Source organism: Nocardioides lacusdianchii (genome assembly GCF_020102855.1).
Lineage (GTDB): Bacteria > Actinomycetota > Actinomycetes > Propionibacteriales > Nocardioidaceae > Nocardioides > Nocardioides lacusdianchii.
Window position 1 is genome coordinate 64,412 of the sequence record NZ_JADHZD010000014.1, and the last position, 14,599, is coordinate 79,010.

The following is a 14,599-nucleotide window of genomic DNA, read 5'->3' on the forward strand; positions in this document are numbered from 1 at the left end:
AGCGGACGACACTCGGCACTAGTTTTGACAAAGTTTCTTCAGGCAGGGGCTCGGGACACCTGCCACCACCCCACACAGCACACCTAGCCCCTGGAGACATCATGAACCGCAAGGCCACTCGCATCTTCGTCGCCGCCGTCGCGCTCGTCAGCCTGGCCGGTTTCGCCGGACCCGCTGAGGCGGGTCAGGACAAGCAGCAGGCCCGCACGGGCTGGTGCTGCTGATCGCTTGACGGTCCCGCAGGCTCAGCTGCGGGCGAACGTGGGGGACCCCACGCGCGCCCGCAGCCCGGTCGACGCCGCGGCACGTCGATAGGCGTCGGACGCAGCTTCGGTGAGGCCAACGCCGTCCAGAAGGGCGGCCAGGTCGAACCACAGCTGGGCGGCCGCCCTGTCGGCACCGATGGCTGACAGGGTCAGCACGGCTCGCTGGAAGTACGTGCTCGCCTCGACCGAGTCGCCATCGGATGCATATGTACTACCCAGCAGGGCCCATGCCTCGGCCTCGGCAAGGGGCAGGTGGCCGTTGGCAACCGCGTGCACCTGGGCGACCAGGTCGCGGCTCGTCGGCACGTCTCCTGACAGGAAGGCGGCTCGCGCCAGGCCGAGCAGCACCTGGGCCCGGTCCGACGAGGTAGAGGGGCTCCACTCCATCTCGGCCGCCGCCTGCTCGAGGTTGTGCCGCGCGTCGTCGATGGCGGGTGGGTCGAGCTCGAGCTGCAACCGGCCCACCTCGCCCCGCAGCAGGGCGAGGTTGCGGGCGTCCTGGCCCTCACCGAGCAGCGCCAGTGCGCGCTCTGCGAGCGGGACCGCCGCCGCGACGTCGCCGCGTCGGGCCTGCATGGCACTCGCGTTCCAGTAGGCCGACGCGCGAGCTCGCGCCGAGCCGAGCGACTCCGCGCTGGTGATGGCCTTGCGGCACATGCGAACGGCGTGGGCGGTGTCGCCGCGCTCGAAGTGTGCGGCGGCGAGCGTGACCGCGAGCTGGACGGCTTCGTCGCAGCAGTCGAGACCCGCCTCCTCCACGTTGGACAGCACGCGCTCGCCGCACTCGATCGCGCGGCCCAGGTCACCGGTCTCGCGATAGATCCGGCACAGCGCGATGCCGGCCTTGATCCGGGTCAGACCGTCGGTCGAGCGGTCGTCGATCAGCGCCTCGAGCTCGATGACGGCGTCGTCCTCGCGGTTGGTGGCCTCGAGGGCGCGGGCGTGGAGAAGGCGGGCGCGGTCGCGCAGACCGGTCATGCGCGAGGTCGACATCGTGTCCAGCGCCTGCTGCAGGTGCTTCTCGGCGTCCTCGGGCTGGCCCGACTCCAGCGAGAGCTCGGCATAGTCGAGGGCGAGGCGGATCTCGTCGACCACGTGACGCTCGGGCTCACCGAGGAGCGAGTCCACTGAGACGCCGAGGCGCTCGGCCAGGGTCTCGAGGGCGGGGGCGGTGGGCCGGCGGTGGCCGCTCTCGATGCGGGAGAGGTAGGCCACCGACATCAGGTCGTCCGCGACCTGGCCCTGGGTGAAGCCGCGTGCCTGGCGCGCGGACCTGAGTCGGCGACCCAGCGCCTCACGGTCGGTGCGGCCCAGCAGCTCGGCATGACGCGCTTCCATGCCGACATTGTGCGGCACGTTCACCACCCGGGTGTCGAATTGAGTCAAGAGACCGTCAAAATTGTCCTGACGACATCGCCGCTGCCTGGTCCGCCGCTTGCATCCGGCGCGTTGCAGAGAACGCTGTCCGGGAGCAGGTGCGGGGATTCATCGATGGCCTTGGTTGAATTTGGCCACACCTGCACGCCATGTCAACATACTCTTGACCTTCCGGGACCTCGTCGGTTCAGGTAGGAGCCGCGATCAACGTGATCGTGAGAGCAAGGCATCCGTGGGGGATGAATGACGCAGGTCGACCTTTTCCGTGTTCACCATGACGGTGTCGACCTCGTGCACGGCAATCGTGCCCCCGTCGTGCAGCCTGTCGCCCACGATGCACCCGGCGCCGACTGGCGCAGCACCTACAAGCGTCGCCTCCTCGTCGCCGACTTCGTGGTGCTGCTCGTCGCGCTGATGGCAGCCCAGGTCTTCCGTTTCGGCGCGACCTCGGGACCTCCGGTCGACGGCCTGTACGTGCCCTACCCGGTCCTGGGCATCGCGCTTGCCGTCGCCTGGTGGACGTCCCTGCAGGTCCACAGGGTGCGAAGCTCGCGCATCATCGGGAACGGGGCCGAGGAGTATCGCCGCGTGCTGGTCGCGACGTTCCGCGCGTTCGCCGTGCTTGCCTTCGTGTCGGTCGCCTTCAAGATCGACGCGTCGCGCCTCTACATCGCCATCGCGCTTCCCCTGGGTCTTGTGGGGCTGCTGATAGCGCGCAAGGTCGCGCGGGTGGGTCTGCAGAGGGCGCGCGCGAAGGGCCGGTCGCTCGAACGTGTCCTGGTGGTCGGCGGCGAGCGTTCTGCCAACGCTCTGGCCCGATGGTTCTCCCGACACCCGGCCAGTGGGTACGTCGTGAGCGGCGTCTGGGTGCCGGACAACAACTCCCACCTGTCCACCCCGTTCAGCCCCGAGTTGCGGCGGGTGCCGATGATGTCGGCCGACGTGGACTTCGACGAGGCCCTGGCCGCCTCGGGAGCCGAGGCGGTCGTCGTCACCGACACCGAGCACCTGGGCCACGAATCGCTACGCGACCTGACGTGGCAGCTGGAGGGCACCGGCATCGACCTGCTGCTGTCCCCCAACGTGCTCGACGTCTCGTCAGCGCGGATGACCTTGCACGACGTGTCAGGGATGCCGCTGCTGCACCTCAGTGAGCCGCAGTACGCCGGCGCGAGCCGCCTCGCCAAGACGCTCTTCGACCGCGTAGGAGCCTGCGTCATCCTGCTCCTCATCTCGCCGCTCTTCATCGCCACGGCACTCGCGGTCAAGCTCACCAGCGCGGGCCCGGTGTTCTACCGGCAGGAGCGCGTGGGTCGTGACGGGGCAACCTTCGGCATGATCAAGTTCCGCTCCATGAAGGTCGGCGCGGACGCCGAGCTGCAGGCACTGCTTGCCGCAGAAGGCAGGACGCTCGCGGAGCTGCCGAAGCTCACTCGTGACCCGCGAGTGACCACGGTGGGCGCTTTCATCCGCCGCTTCTCGATCGACGAGCTGCCCCAGCTCCTCAACGTCCTGAAGGGCGACATGAGCTTGGTCGGCCCGCGTCCGCAGCGCGACTTCGAGGTCGACGGCTACGACCACGTCGCCACTCGACGGTTGAGCGTGCTCCCCGGGATGACCGGTCTGTGGCAGGTGTCCGGCCGATCCGACCTGTCCTATGAAGAGGCGATTCGGCTCGACGTGCACTACGTGGAAAATTGGTCGATGACAGCGGACTTGATGATCCTGTGGCGCACTGCCAAGGCTGTCGTGGTGTCCGATGGGGCCTATTAGTTGATGAGGGTTGCGACACTAGTGACGCACGAAAAGACGCTGGCCTGCTTTGATCGGCTCCAGATATGCCTATAGATCGCAAGGGGCCGACGGCCAGGAATGCAACGAGCTTACTTGAAATGCGCGTCAAGAAAATCTTGACTCCGGTTCATCGGATCGCGACGAAGTCCGTGAGTCAGGACCTAATCACGACCGCGTTCATGTCCAGCGTATGTGTGTTCGCGGTCGAGGCGCTCTTCAAGCGGCTGCATTCTCTCGGTGAAGGGATGTCGTCACTTTCCCCTGCGGTCCTTGGGCTTAATGTGGGCATAGTGTGGATGATTTCGCTTTTCATACTAGGTCTCACGGGGTCGCGCGCATTGACTTACGTGCTGCTGTCGCTTGCGGCGACTGCGTCGCTGGTGGCGAACTACTACAAATCCACTCTCAGGTATGAACCGCTACTTCCAACGGACGTAACCTATCTCGGCGAAGCCAGACTGCTCCTTGCCAGCGCAGGAATCAACCCATGGATTGCATGGGTGTCTTGTGTGGTCACGCTGGCGATTTTGGTGCTAGTGGCCACTTGGCACCTTCGGCAGCGGCGGAGAGGGCAACGAAGTCCGCTTCTTCTGCGATCGGCATATGTTATTGCAGGCGCTTCCTTAGCCATTTTAGCTGCTTCCTTCAACAATGACGGCAATCCGCTGCGCCGTGCGTATGAGGCGGCAGGAGTTGAATGGATTTTCTGGGACCAGATGCGCAACTACCAGTCGAACGGATTCGTGGCTGGCATGCTTTACAATATGCCGACAGATCCGATGGATAGGCCACACGACTACGATGAAGCGGCTGTCGAGGCCCTGCTCGAAACGTATTCCGATCGAGCGGCAATCGTCAACGCCGGGCGCAATTCCGATTCGCTCGCAGAAACTAACGTCGTAGTCGTCCTGAGTGAGTCTTTTTCGGACCCAGCAAACTTGGACGGACTAGTCCTGGACGAAGACCCCATCCCTTTCACCCGAGCCTTGATGATGGACAACCCCTCGGGTTCGTTGGTCTCCAATGCTTACGGGGGCGGCACGGCCAACATGGAGTTTGAGGTCCTAACGGGCCTTAGCGTCGCCAATCTAGCGGCGCAGGCGCGCACGCCGTTTCAGAGTTTGCTCCCCGGGCGGTCAGGTTTTGCCGAGTTTGCGGGCCTGATCGGAGCCGAGGCGCATGCTCGAGCGGCGATTCACCCCTTCAGTGGGGGGTCATATCAAAGGCGCAGTGTCTATCCGCTGCTGGGCTTCGACACGGCGACGTTTGAGGCAGACATGCCCGGCGCCGAACGACTTGGTGATCCTGCGACCTACCCCTACGTAAGTGATCGAGCGGTGTATAACGAAGCGATCCGACAGATTCAAGCATCCAGTGATCCGATGCTGCTTAATGTGGTGACGATGCAGAACCACGTCCCCTATGAGGGAAAGTATCCAGACCCCATAGGAGTTCGCGCGGCGCCAGATTTGAATGTGGAGGTATCGACCGCTGCCGGTCATTATCTGCGAGGGCTCAAACACAGTGATGATGCGCTCGAAGAGTTTGTGAGAGAAATAGACCGGCTTAGTGAGCCAACCGTGGTTGTATTGTACGGCGACCACCTGCCGCCACTTTGGCCCGAGCTGGTGATGACGAATAATGAGCCACTGAAGCGGTATGAGACTCCATGGATGATCTTTGGCAATATAGACCTGCAGGACGCTAGCGTTTCGGGCCCTATTGGCCCTGCGCACCTTGCGGGCCGTTTGTCGTCCGCGATGCAATCGCCCGTAACTCCATTAATGGCATTCTTAAATGATGTTCGCAAGGAGGTGCCAGCTCTTGGAGTTCAATTGACACTGAACGGCGAGCACGAGGAGACGTCTCTGAACGACCTACCCTCGGACGGGCGAGACCTCCTTGATAAGTACCGGCTGATCCAGTACGACCAGATCGAGGGTCAGAGCCCATTTGCTGAAGAGTTTTACAAACTGGATTAGGCGTTTGTGAGAGTTCCCTCCGATGCGAGCACTTAGTCAGCCCGCTGCGACCCGTGAGCATGTCCTCCATAGGTGCTCGCGGGACGACCTTGCTGCTCAGAGCATAACGTGGAAGATCTGTGCAGAATTTAGAAGACTCCGGTCGAGGCGCAATTTCGATTCCTTATTACTGCGAACGAGACGAGGGCACAATGCTAACGGTCAACCGGACCGGCGCCATCGCGCTCGCGGTGTATAAGCCCGATGCGCAGTTGCTTGCGGAGCAAATTCGATCCATCGCGGCTCAGACGTTAGAGCATTGGCTGTGTCACATCGGTATCGACGGTTCCGACAGCTTGGCGAACGAGCTTGTCGGCAAACTCATTCGAGGCGATGACAGGTTTGTCTTGCATAGCTATCCGGAGAACGTCGGGATCTATCGGAACTTCGAGCGCTTGGTCGAGGAGATCTCTCCTGACGCGCCTTGGTTCGCGCTGTCTGACCAAGACGATTCATGGGACGTGGACAAGCTTGAACGGATGGTTGCTGCCCTCGATGAGGATGGGATAATGGCAGTAATCGGGCAGGCGCGACTAGTTGACCGCGAGGGAGGCCGATTGGGAATGACGAACCGCCGGAACGTACCCCTGCCGGCCCTCCTGATGGACAACCAGGTGACCGGGAGCCTCGCCCTCTTTCGGCGCGAAGTCCTCGACCTTGCGCTGCCGTTCCCACCGCCTACTCCCGCGGCCTATCACGATCACTGGCTGGGTGTCGTCGCCGCTGGGAGTGGCCGAATTTCGTTCCTGAGCGAGGACGTCCAGGACTATGTCCAGCACGGCGCCAACGCGTTGGGCGAGGAGAATCGGCGCGATCCGGGCACTCGCTTGCGTGCGCTGGCCGGCAGCTCACGGAACCCTCTGCACATGCTGGACCGCCTCGCGGTCGAGCGGTGGGGGTGGCGCCAGACCATGGCTGTGACGCTGGCTGGTCGGCTGCAGGAGGACGCCGCCGCGTCGCGTGAGATCGCACCGTTCCTGATGCCCGGTCGTCCCGGCCTCCTCCGCGTCGTAGCGCGCAGCCTCGCCCGCCGTGAGGTGGGAGCGCAGCGCACGCTCGCCATCTGGGTCGGCTCGCTATGGGCGTCGCTCAGGCCCTCGCGACTCACGCACGAGATGACGGTGGTGGGCTGATGAGCGACTGGACCCTGATCACCGTCACCTACAACAGCAGGGACGACCTCACCGCCCACTGGGTGGATGCAGAGCCCCGCGACTTCCATTGGATCGTGGTGGACAACGGGTCGACCGACGGCACCGTCGAGCTGGCGCGCGAGCTGGCCGACCTGTGCCTTGTGAACTCGGCCAACACGGGTTTCGCGGCCGCGAACAACCTGGGGCTCGAGCACGTTGACACCACCTTTGTCGGCTTCGCCAACCCAGACGTCCGCGTGGGATCAGGCTGGCAGGCTCCGCTCGAGCAGACGATCGGACGGACCGGCGGGCTCGTCGTCCCTCAGCTCGTCTATCCCGACGGTCGTGAGCAGCCCAGCACCCGCGGTCTGCCGTACTTCTCCTCCAAGATCCGCAACCGGCTGTCCCCGGAGTCGGAGCGCGGACGCGCCTATGCGCGCACCGGCCACACGGTCCCGACCTACATTGCCTGGGCAATGGGGGCGGGTGTGTGTGCGAGGACCGATGTCTTCCGTGACCTCGGTGGGTGGAACGACGACTACTTCCTCTACTACGAGGACCACGAGATCGGCCTGCGGGCATGGCAGCAGGGCCTGACAGTCGCAGTCGATCCGCGGGCCCGCTGGACCCACTCGTGGCAGCGCGCGACCTCGCGCCTCGACGTCTCGGCGTGGCGTCGGGAGTTCGGCTCGATGAAGACGTTCTTCCGAGCGCACCCGGAGTTCCTCGTGGCTCCACGATCGCGCCGTGGCGAGGCGCGCCGTCTCGCACGGCGCGGCTACGGCGCGCTGCACGACAACCTCTGGTGTCCGGTACCGACAGAATGAGCAACGTGAAGACCCTGGCCTTCTACCTCCCCCAGTTCCACACCATCCCCGAGAACGACGAGTGGTGGGGTGCTGGCTTCACCGAGTGGGTCAACGTGCGGAGAGCGACTCCGCAGTTCGACGGCCACGACCACCCTCGGGTGGCGCAGGCTCTCGGTGAGTACGACCTCACCGATCCCTCCGTCGGCACCCGGCAGAGCGAGCTCGCCCGCGCGAACGGCGTCAATGCCTTCTGCATGTACTTCTACTGGTTCGACGGCCAGCGGCTCCTTGAGAAGCCGATCGACAGCTGGCGCGAGCGGACCGACCTCCTGCCGTACTGCCTGTCGTGGGCCAACGAGAGCTGGACGCGTCGCTGGGACGGCAAGGACAGCGAGGTCCTGGCCCCGCAGAACTATCGCCCGGGCTTCGCCCGCGGACTGTTCACCGACCTCCTCCCTCACTTCCAGGCTCCCCACTACCTCCGTCACCAGGGCGCTCCGGTGCTGGTGATCCACCGCAGCGACCTCATTCCCGACCCGGGGTCGTTCGCGAAGGAGATGCGAGCCATGGCGAGCGAGGCCGGACTCGGGGGCCTCTACCTCGTGGCCTCCGAGACCAAGCACGGCCTGAGCAGCGAGGACTTCGGGTTCGATGCGGTCGCGGAGTTCCCGCCCGTCGGGTCGAACACCCTCGGGTCTGCGCAGCTCGCGCCCGTCCCCGGGCTCGCCAAGGACTTCCGCGGTCGCCTGCTGTCTTACGACAAGCTCGCGAAGGTCTACGAGAACCGCAAGCCCGCCGCGTTCGTCCGTCACCGCGGCGTGATGCCCGGGTGGGACAACACCGCGCGTCGGGGCCCGAAGGCCACCATCTACGTCGGGTCGTCGCCACGGCGCTACGCCGAGTGGCTGCAGCGAGCGAGGCAGGCCGAGGAGCGCGACCGAGGCGCCGACGGCCTGGTGTTCATCAACGCGTGGAACGAGTGGGCGGAGGGCGCCTACCTGGAGCCTGACTCGACCCACGGCAACGCCTACCTCACCGCGACGCGACCGGGTGCTGAGGTCACTGGCGCACCAGCGACCCTGAGGAGGGGGCGCCCCGGACTGCCCCACGCGCGGAGCCTGGTGCTCGTCGGTGCCACCACGGTACTCAAGTACGTCCGCGGCGTGGCCTTCGCGCTTCGTCGGGCGCGCCGCACCCGCCGAGGGACGGTGTGACTATGAGTGACGGTGACCTGAGCGAAGCGGATGGCTCCGGCGGTCGCCGCCTCGCCGTCACCAGGACGACGCTGGCTCTCTGCCTCTTCGTCCTCGGGGCGAATGCGGTCGTGATCCAGACGGTGCTCACTGACGGCGGTCCGCTGAAGAACGTCGTCCGTGCGGGGGTACTCCTCCTCGCCGTCGTCGGTCTGGCCGTCAGCTGGCAACGTCTGCCGTGGTGGCCGGCCCTCTGGGTGCTCTGGGCGGGGTTGCTCCTCGTCGTGCGGGGCAACCAGGACCAACTGTCCATCATCTTCGTGCTCGCCCTGGCGCTGCTCGCCGCTCAGGTGTCCGAGAGGTTCTTCCTCGGGTTCGCGGCGCTGTCGTCCATCGTCGCGTTCGCCCTCATCTTCGCCTTGCTGGCAGTGGGGCTGAGCACCGACGACGTCGTCGTCACCGACTACGACGGCGCGTTGCGCGCACGGCACAACTTCGGCGCTGAGAGCATCCCGTTCCTCTTCAACGTCGCGTTCGGTGCCTGTGCACTCGCCGTGCTCTACGCCAAGAAGTACCTCGGTCGGCTGCAGCTCGCCGTCGCCGTTGCGGCATCGCTGGGAGCGGCGACCTACGTCTACACCCAAGCCGACACCCGCGGCGGCTACGCCGCATTCCTCATGTTCCTGGTGCTTCTCCTCGTGGTCCCGTTGGTGCGCATCGCCTGGATGTACGCGGCCTTTCCCCTCGTGCTCAGTGCGCTCACGATGTGGTTGGCGGTCGCGGACGTGAGCCCACGCATCGACCAGGTGCTCAGCCAGCGTCCGGACTACTTCGCGAGGTTCGTCGACGACGTCGGAGTCTCCGATATCGTCCTCAGCACGTCAGTGAAGAGCTTCCCGTACCCAGTGGACAGCTCCTACGCCCACCTCTTGGTCGGCGCTAGCGTGGTCGCGTTGGTGCTCTTCCTCTGCCTTTACTGGCGTGCGGTGACGCGGCTGATGGGGCTGCGGAGACATGCGGAGGTGGCTTTTCTGACGGCCGCCTCCGCCTACTGCGCGACGGAGGGTCTTCTCGTGAGGATCGAGAACGGATTCATCATCGTGGTCTGGTACTTCGTGCTCGCCTACGGAGCAGGTACTCGTTCAAGCTCGGTCGGGTCGAGCGTGGCCGAGCGATTCACGTTCGCCCCGCCCACGGCCCCGTCCACCGCATCTCCAGCGGGGGTGGAGTGACGTGACCACGCTGCTCTGTGTTGCGCCCTACGTGCCGTGGTCGGGCATCGATCACGCGGGTGGGTCGTACATCTACCACTACCTGCACGAGTTCTCTCGCCTCGGCTGGGAGGTGAGCCTCGCCGCTCCGCGCAATGCGGACAACGAGCGGGCACGAGACGAGCTGTCCCTGTCCGACCCGGACATCGCGGTGACGCTGCACGACGTCCCGGCGCGGTCGAAGCTCGCCACCAGGCTGGTCATGCTCCTCAGCGGACGCGACGGTGTCTCCCCCCGCAGGTGGACCGACGCGGCGTCCCTGGCTGCGGTCGCGAGCGAGGCGGACGTCATCGACCTGCAGTGGCACGACATCTACGGCTATGCCGGCTGGTTCGCCGAGGTCGCACCGGGCACGCCCATCGTGGCGCTGGCGCACGACCTGCGGTCGCAGTCGGTGCGGCGCAATGCCGAGGCGGCGCGTGGTGCGAAGCGTTGGTCCCTGCGGCTGGCGCTGCCCCGCGTGATCGCCCGCGAACGCAAGGAGCTCGCGCACTGCGCGAGGCTTCTGGCCTTCAAGGCGTCGGACCTCGACACCGCCAGGAAGCTCGGGGTGACGGCGCCCGGAGTCGTGGCCCCTCCCTACGTCGATCTCGTCCAGGAGGACCTTCAGCCGGACCCGACGTCGCGCACGATGGTCTTCTCGGCCGCGTTCTTCCGCTCGGAGAACTCCGAGGCGGCCCACTGGTTCCTCGACGAGGTGTGGCCCCTGGTCCGCGACGCGGTCCCGGACGCGCACGTACGCTTCGCGGGCGCCCGTCCGCCTGAGGACCTGCTGGCCCGTGCGTCGGACGACGTCTCCTTCACGGGCTACCTCCCGTCCATCCTGGACGGCTACTGCGACGCCCTGCTGGCAGTGGCGCCGCTCCTGCGCGGCGCCGGCCTGAAGTTCAAGGTCGTCCAGTCGATGGCGCTCGGCTTCCCCACGGTGGGGACGTCGGTGGCGATGGAGGGGCTCGAGGACTTCCTCCCCGACACATCGTTGCCGTCCTACGACGACGCCGCCGGATTCGCCGCGAGGGTCGTGGCCATCCTGGGCGACCCGCCCGCGGCGCTGGACGAAGCAGCCCTGACCGGTGAGCAGGTCCGTGCGCAGCTGGACTTCAGCGCAGCGATGGAGTCGCTGTCGACGGAGTACCTGGAGATCGTCGACGCGATGTGAGCCGGCGGCGCTCGCTCCGGCGGTCCGCCTCTCCGGCTGAACCGCGGTGCGTGTGTCTAGTCGACGAGGATCGCACGGAGCCGCGGAGCCATGAGCTCGGCGTAGCTCGCCGTCAGGTGCATCAGGTCCCATCGGATGGTCGTTCCGGCAGCGAAGATCGGGCACACGTTGTCCCAGCAGAACCAGCTGCTGGTGTCGACGTAGTCGATGTCCTCGAAGCCGCTCTCCGCCGCGGACTTGTCGCTCCACTGCGAGCTGATGCCGACCTTGGCGCAGTCGCCGGGCGAGGCGAACCGGTTGTAGCACTCGCTGGGATCGGGACCGGAGGGGTTCGGGCTCAGGATGACCAAGCGGGCGCCAGAGGGCTCCAGCAAGTCGCGCCACATCTCCACGCCGTCGCGCCACTCCTCCGTCGCCGCGCGGCCCACTGCACCCGAGGCCAATCGCGTGATGGCGAACTCTGCGCTCGATGCGATGACGACGTCGGGGTGCATGTCGACGATATGGTCCACGACGTCGCTGTAGTCATTGCGGCACCGGTCGTCCTCTGCCGCGATGTCGAGCTTCATGTCGAGCTTGGGAAAGGGGCAGTTGGACAGTCCGACGCCGTGCACGCGCCACCCTGGAAGTGCGGCTCTCACGGCGGGCATCCACGACACAGCCACGGAGTCCCCGACGACGACCGCTGTGTCCGCGGCGTCGACTGGACCGTAAGCACAGGTCTCGCGGGAGAACTGCTCGGGGTTCAGGCAGCCCGTGTCGCCGGCCATCTCGGGTGCGATGTCGGTCCCGGGTGCGTCGAGCGACGGGGAGAGCGCAGGGAATTCGGTGCTCTCGACGGCCTCCTTCAGCGCCACCTGCAGCCAGTCTCCGTCGGCCGCCTCTCGCGCTCTCTGCTGCGCAGCCTGGGCCTGACGTTCCTGCTCCTCGGGAGTCAGCAGCCCTGCGGTGGTGGGCGCCAGGACGCTGACAGCCAGCAGCGCAACGCCGAGAACACCTCCACCGGCAAGCACGTAGCGTCGCTGACGTCGCTCCGGGTGCTGGAACGGCTGCTCGACCAGCTGGTAGGACAGGATCGACGCAATCGCGGTGAGCCCGAGCGCTGCCACGTAGAAGCGGGGCGAGGGCTCCATCGTCGATCCGAGGAAGATAACCACGGGCCAGTGCCACAGGTACAGGGAGTACGACATCGCGCCGATGTACGTCATCGGCCGCGAACCGAGTGGCCGCGTCGTCGCCACGGGCAGCTTCGCGCCGATCCCGGCGGCGAGGATCATGGCGGTCGCGAGGACCGGGATGGCACCGGTCGGTGCGGGGAAGCGATCGTCAGGCTCGATCAGCACAGCCGACGCCGCGAGCCCCAGCAGGCCGATCGCGACGAGACCATTGCGAGCCGCTCCGTTCGCCCGCGCCATGACTGCAGGGCCGGCGATGGCGACGACCGCGCCCACGCCGAGCTCCCATGCACGCGCAATGGTGGAGAAGTACGCCACGGCGGGCTCGTGAGATGACTGGAACAGCGCCGACGCGAACGAGATCGCCACCACGGCGCCTGCAAAGACGCCGGCCCACACTCGCACCCGCACACGGCCACCTCGGCCCGAAGCACGCCGGGCTCCCCACAGCAGGCCGATGAGGAGCAGCGGCCAGATCACGTAGAACTGCTCCTCGACGGCCAGCGACCAGAAGTGCTGGACCGGCGAGGGGGGAAGCGTGGACTGGAAATAGTCAGTGCCGGCCGCAGCGAGGTGCCAGTTCTCTAGGAAGACGAGTGCCCAGACGACGTCGGATCGAGTGGACTCGTAACGCGTGCTGGAGAACATCAGGCTCGCACACGCCACGGTCACTGCGAGCACCAGGAGCGCGGCGGGAAGGATCCGCCGAGCGCGTCGCTGGTAGAACCCGATGATCGAGATGCGCCCGGTCTTCTCACCCTCGTTGATCAACAGCCCGGTGATGAGGAACCCAGAGATCACGAAGAAGACGTCGACTCCGACGAAGCCTCCGACGGGGCGGCCGAACACATGATCTGCGATCACCAGCAGCACCGCGACTGCGCGAAGGCCTTGGATGTCTGCGCGGCGCGCGCCAGCACCAGCCGTCTTGCCCGAGTCCCCCACGAGCGGCGACCTTACCCCAGAGCGTCGTGCGGGCCTCATCCGCAGGGCCTCCAGAGGGCCTTGGGAAGGGACGACCGCGATGCTCGTCAACTACCTCCGTGCCAGCCGTCGACCGAGCTTGTCGATCACCTTGTAGCGAAGGATGGCGCGACGCATCGGACGGGTGTAGTCGGAGAGGTCACCGCTCTTCCTGGCTCGGGCGAAGGCGACCAGGCTGACGCGAGACATGCGCCGTCGCTGGCGGATGAGCATGCGCCTGGGGAGGGGGACGGACTCGCTGCCTGGTGCCACTCGCTTGGTGGGGACGGACAGCCCCTTGCCGATGTCGTCAGCGAGTCGCACGGAGAGGCCGACGCGACGGTGGCGGAAGTTCCCTGCCTGCGAGGCCGCGGCGTCGTCCGGGTCCACGTCGTCGAGGGTGATCTCGCCAGCTCGGACGCCTTCCTCGAGGAGCAGGTCGATGTCCCGGCTGCGACTCACCAGCACGTTGGTCCCGCGCCAGTCGTCTTGGTAGTCGGGCATCCACGCGTCGCCGAAGACAACGTCTGCCGTCTCGGCGAAGATGTCGTCGCAGAAGTTGCAGGCCTCGGGCTGCAGCGCGCCGTGACCCCAGTTGGCGCCCAGAAGGTCGAGGTTGCGTCGCTGGTAGCGCTCACCGTGGTTGTCGACCGCCGCGAAGTCGTAGTCCCACGCCGGACGATCTGCGTTCTTCACGCGGAAGTCGACCGAGGCGAGCCGGTCGGGCGGCACGCCGAGCTGCCACGCGAAGGACTCGGGGAAGAACTGGCTCTTCAGGTGGCCGCAGACGATGCCCACGAAGAAGACGATCTGCCTACCGAGCTCAGGGTCCTGCTGGCATACGCGGCGCGATGCGCTGATGAAGCAGGGCACTCCGACGATCGCGTAACGCCGACCGTTGCCACGGACGCTGAGCAGCGCCTGGTCCATGCTCGTGGAGTAGTACTGGGACTTGCGACGCTCCTCCACCTCCTCCAGCGTCTCCGAGACCACGTACTCGAAGAGCCCGCCTGCGGAGTCGCTCGATCCGACGTGGATGACACCGTCGACCTGGCCGCTCTCCAGCAGCCTGCCCAGGGTCCAGCTGGTGAGGCCTCCCGAGGAGGAGGCCTTCAGGGAGTGGTCGGCGGACCGCCGTCCGGCGGCCACCTTCGAGAACTGGCCAATGCGAGGATCGGAAGCCAGACCGGCAGGTCCCCGAGGTGCACCTAGCGTATCTTCGTCTGCGGACTCGTCGGAGAAGGGACACACGCGAGACCCAGCACGCCGGTCGTCCTCGGACACGTGGTCAAGTGATGCCTTAAAGACCCCGTGACGGCCGATGGTGATGGGGATCGCGCCTGACGTCGCTGCCCCGCAGCCGCCGCACCCAACGCACATCCCGCGTTCGACAACGTCCTCGATGCGGTGAACCATCTGCCTACCTTCGTTGAGTGTG

Annotated in this window: 11 protein-coding genes; 8 read left to right on the forward strand and 3 right to left on the reverse strand. The window is 66.1% G+C overall.

Annotation, left to right across the window (positions count from 1 at the left end; genetic code table 11):
* The first annotated feature begins 101 nt into the window (after positions 1-101).
* Positions 102-224, forward strand: coding sequence for a hypothetical protein (locus tag IRX98_RS23180; RefSeq protein ID WP_268929027.1), 123 nt, complete (start codon positions 102-104; stop codon positions 222-224).
* 21 nt (positions 225-245) lie between these two features.
* Here the strand turns inward: IRX98_RS23180 and IRX98_RS17690 are convergent, their stop codons facing one another.
* Positions 246-1,604 carry a helix-turn-helix domain-containing protein gene (locus tag IRX98_RS17690; protein WP_224278995.1) on the reverse strand — a complete coding sequence of 453 codons (1,359 nt, stop codon included), beginning with the start codon at positions 1,602-1,604 and terminating at the stop codon, positions 246-248.
* A 282-nt stretch (positions 1,605-1,886) separates the two neighbouring features.
* Between IRX98_RS17690 and IRX98_RS17695 the strand changes: the two genes are divergently transcribed.
* The 7 genes from IRX98_RS17695 (at position 1,887) to IRX98_RS17725 (ending at position 11,023) form a co-directional block, all read left to right on the forward strand.
* Positions 1,887-3,416, forward strand: coding sequence for a sugar transferase (locus IRX98_RS17695; RefSeq protein ID WP_224278997.1), 1,530 nt, complete (start codon positions 1,887-1,889; stop codon positions 3,414-3,416).
* Between the two features lie 119 nt (positions 3,417-3,535).
* Positions 3,536-5,419, forward strand: a complete 1,884-nt coding sequence (locus tag IRX98_RS17700; RefSeq protein WP_224278999.1) for an LTA synthase family protein — start codon at positions 3,536-3,538, stop codon at positions 5,417-5,419.
* Positions 5,420-5,610: 191 nt separating this feature from the next.
* Positions 5,611-6,591 carry a glycosyltransferase gene (locus tag IRX98_RS17705; protein ID WP_224279000.1) on the forward strand — a complete coding sequence of 327 codons (981 nt, stop codon included), beginning with the start codon at positions 5,611-5,613 and terminating at the stop codon, positions 6,589-6,591.
* Positions 6,591-7,418, forward strand: coding sequence for a glycosyltransferase (locus IRX98_RS17710; RefSeq protein WP_224279003.1), 828 nt, complete (start codon positions 6,591-6,593; stop codon positions 7,416-7,418). Before IRX98_RS17705 ends, IRX98_RS17710 begins: the two co-directional genes overlap by 1 nt.
* A gap of 5 nt (positions 7,419-7,423) precedes the next feature.
* Positions 7,424-8,614: a glycosyltransferase WbsX family protein gene (locus IRX98_RS17715; RefSeq protein ID WP_224279005.1), complete on the forward strand. Its 1,191-nt coding sequence runs from the start codon at positions 7,424-7,426 to the stop codon at positions 8,612-8,614.
* Between the two features lie 2 nt (positions 8,615-8,616).
* On the forward strand, positions 8,617-9,825 hold the full coding sequence (locus IRX98_RS17720; protein ID WP_224279007.1) for a hypothetical protein: 1,209 nt from the start codon (positions 8,617-8,619) through the stop codon (positions 9,823-9,825).
* Between the two features lies 1 nt (position 9,826).
* Positions 9,827-11,023 (forward strand): glycosyltransferase, encoded by a 1,197-nt coding sequence (locus IRX98_RS17725; protein ID WP_224279009.1) that lies wholly within the window; start codon positions 9,827-9,829, stop codon positions 11,021-11,023.
* Between the two features lie 56 nt (positions 11,024-11,079).
* Here the strand turns inward: IRX98_RS17725 and IRX98_RS17730 are convergent, their stop codons facing one another.
* Positions 11,080-13,182 (reverse strand): acyltransferase family protein, encoded by a 2,103-nt coding sequence (locus tag IRX98_RS17730; RefSeq protein WP_224279011.1) that lies wholly within the window; start codon positions 13,180-13,182, stop codon positions 11,080-11,082.
* A 51-nt stretch (positions 13,183-13,233) separates the two neighbouring features.
* Positions 13,234-14,310, reverse strand: coding sequence for a Coenzyme F420 hydrogenase/dehydrogenase, beta subunit C-terminal domain (locus tag IRX98_RS17735; RefSeq protein WP_224279013.1), 1,077 nt, complete (start codon positions 14,308-14,310; stop codon positions 13,234-13,236).
* Between the last annotated feature and the right edge of the window lie 289 nt (positions 14,311-14,599).

Coding starts and splice junctions, on each gene's coding strand:
- IRX98_RS23180 (WP_268929027.1), top strand. CDS start 102: ATGAACCGCAAGGCCACTCGCATCTTCGTCGCCGCCGTCGCGCTCGTC.
- IRX98_RS17690 (WP_224278995.1), bottom strand. CDS start 1,604: ATGGAAGCGCGTCATGCCGAGCTGCTGGGCCGCACCGACCGTGAGGCG.
- IRX98_RS17695 (WP_224278997.1), top strand. CDS start 1,887: ATGACGCAGGTCGACCTTTTCCGTGTTCACCATGACGGTGTCGACCTC.
- IRX98_RS17700 (WP_224278999.1), top strand. CDS start 3,536: ATGCGCGTCAAGAAAATCTTGACTCCGGTTCATCGGATCGCGACGAAG.
- IRX98_RS17705 (WP_224279000.1), top strand. CDS start 5,611: ATGCTAACGGTCAACCGGACCGGCGCCATCGCGCTCGCGGTGTATAAG.
- IRX98_RS17710 (WP_224279003.1), top strand. CDS start 6,591: ATGAGCGACTGGACCCTGATCACCGTCACCTACAACAGCAGGGACGAC.
- IRX98_RS17720 (WP_224279007.1), top strand. CDS start 8,617: ATGAGTGACGGTGACCTGAGCGAAGCGGATGGCTCCGGCGGTCGCCGC.
- IRX98_RS17730 (WP_224279011.1), bottom strand. CDS start 13,182: ATGAGGCCCGCACGACGCTCTGGGGTAAGGTCGCCGCTCGTGGGGGAC.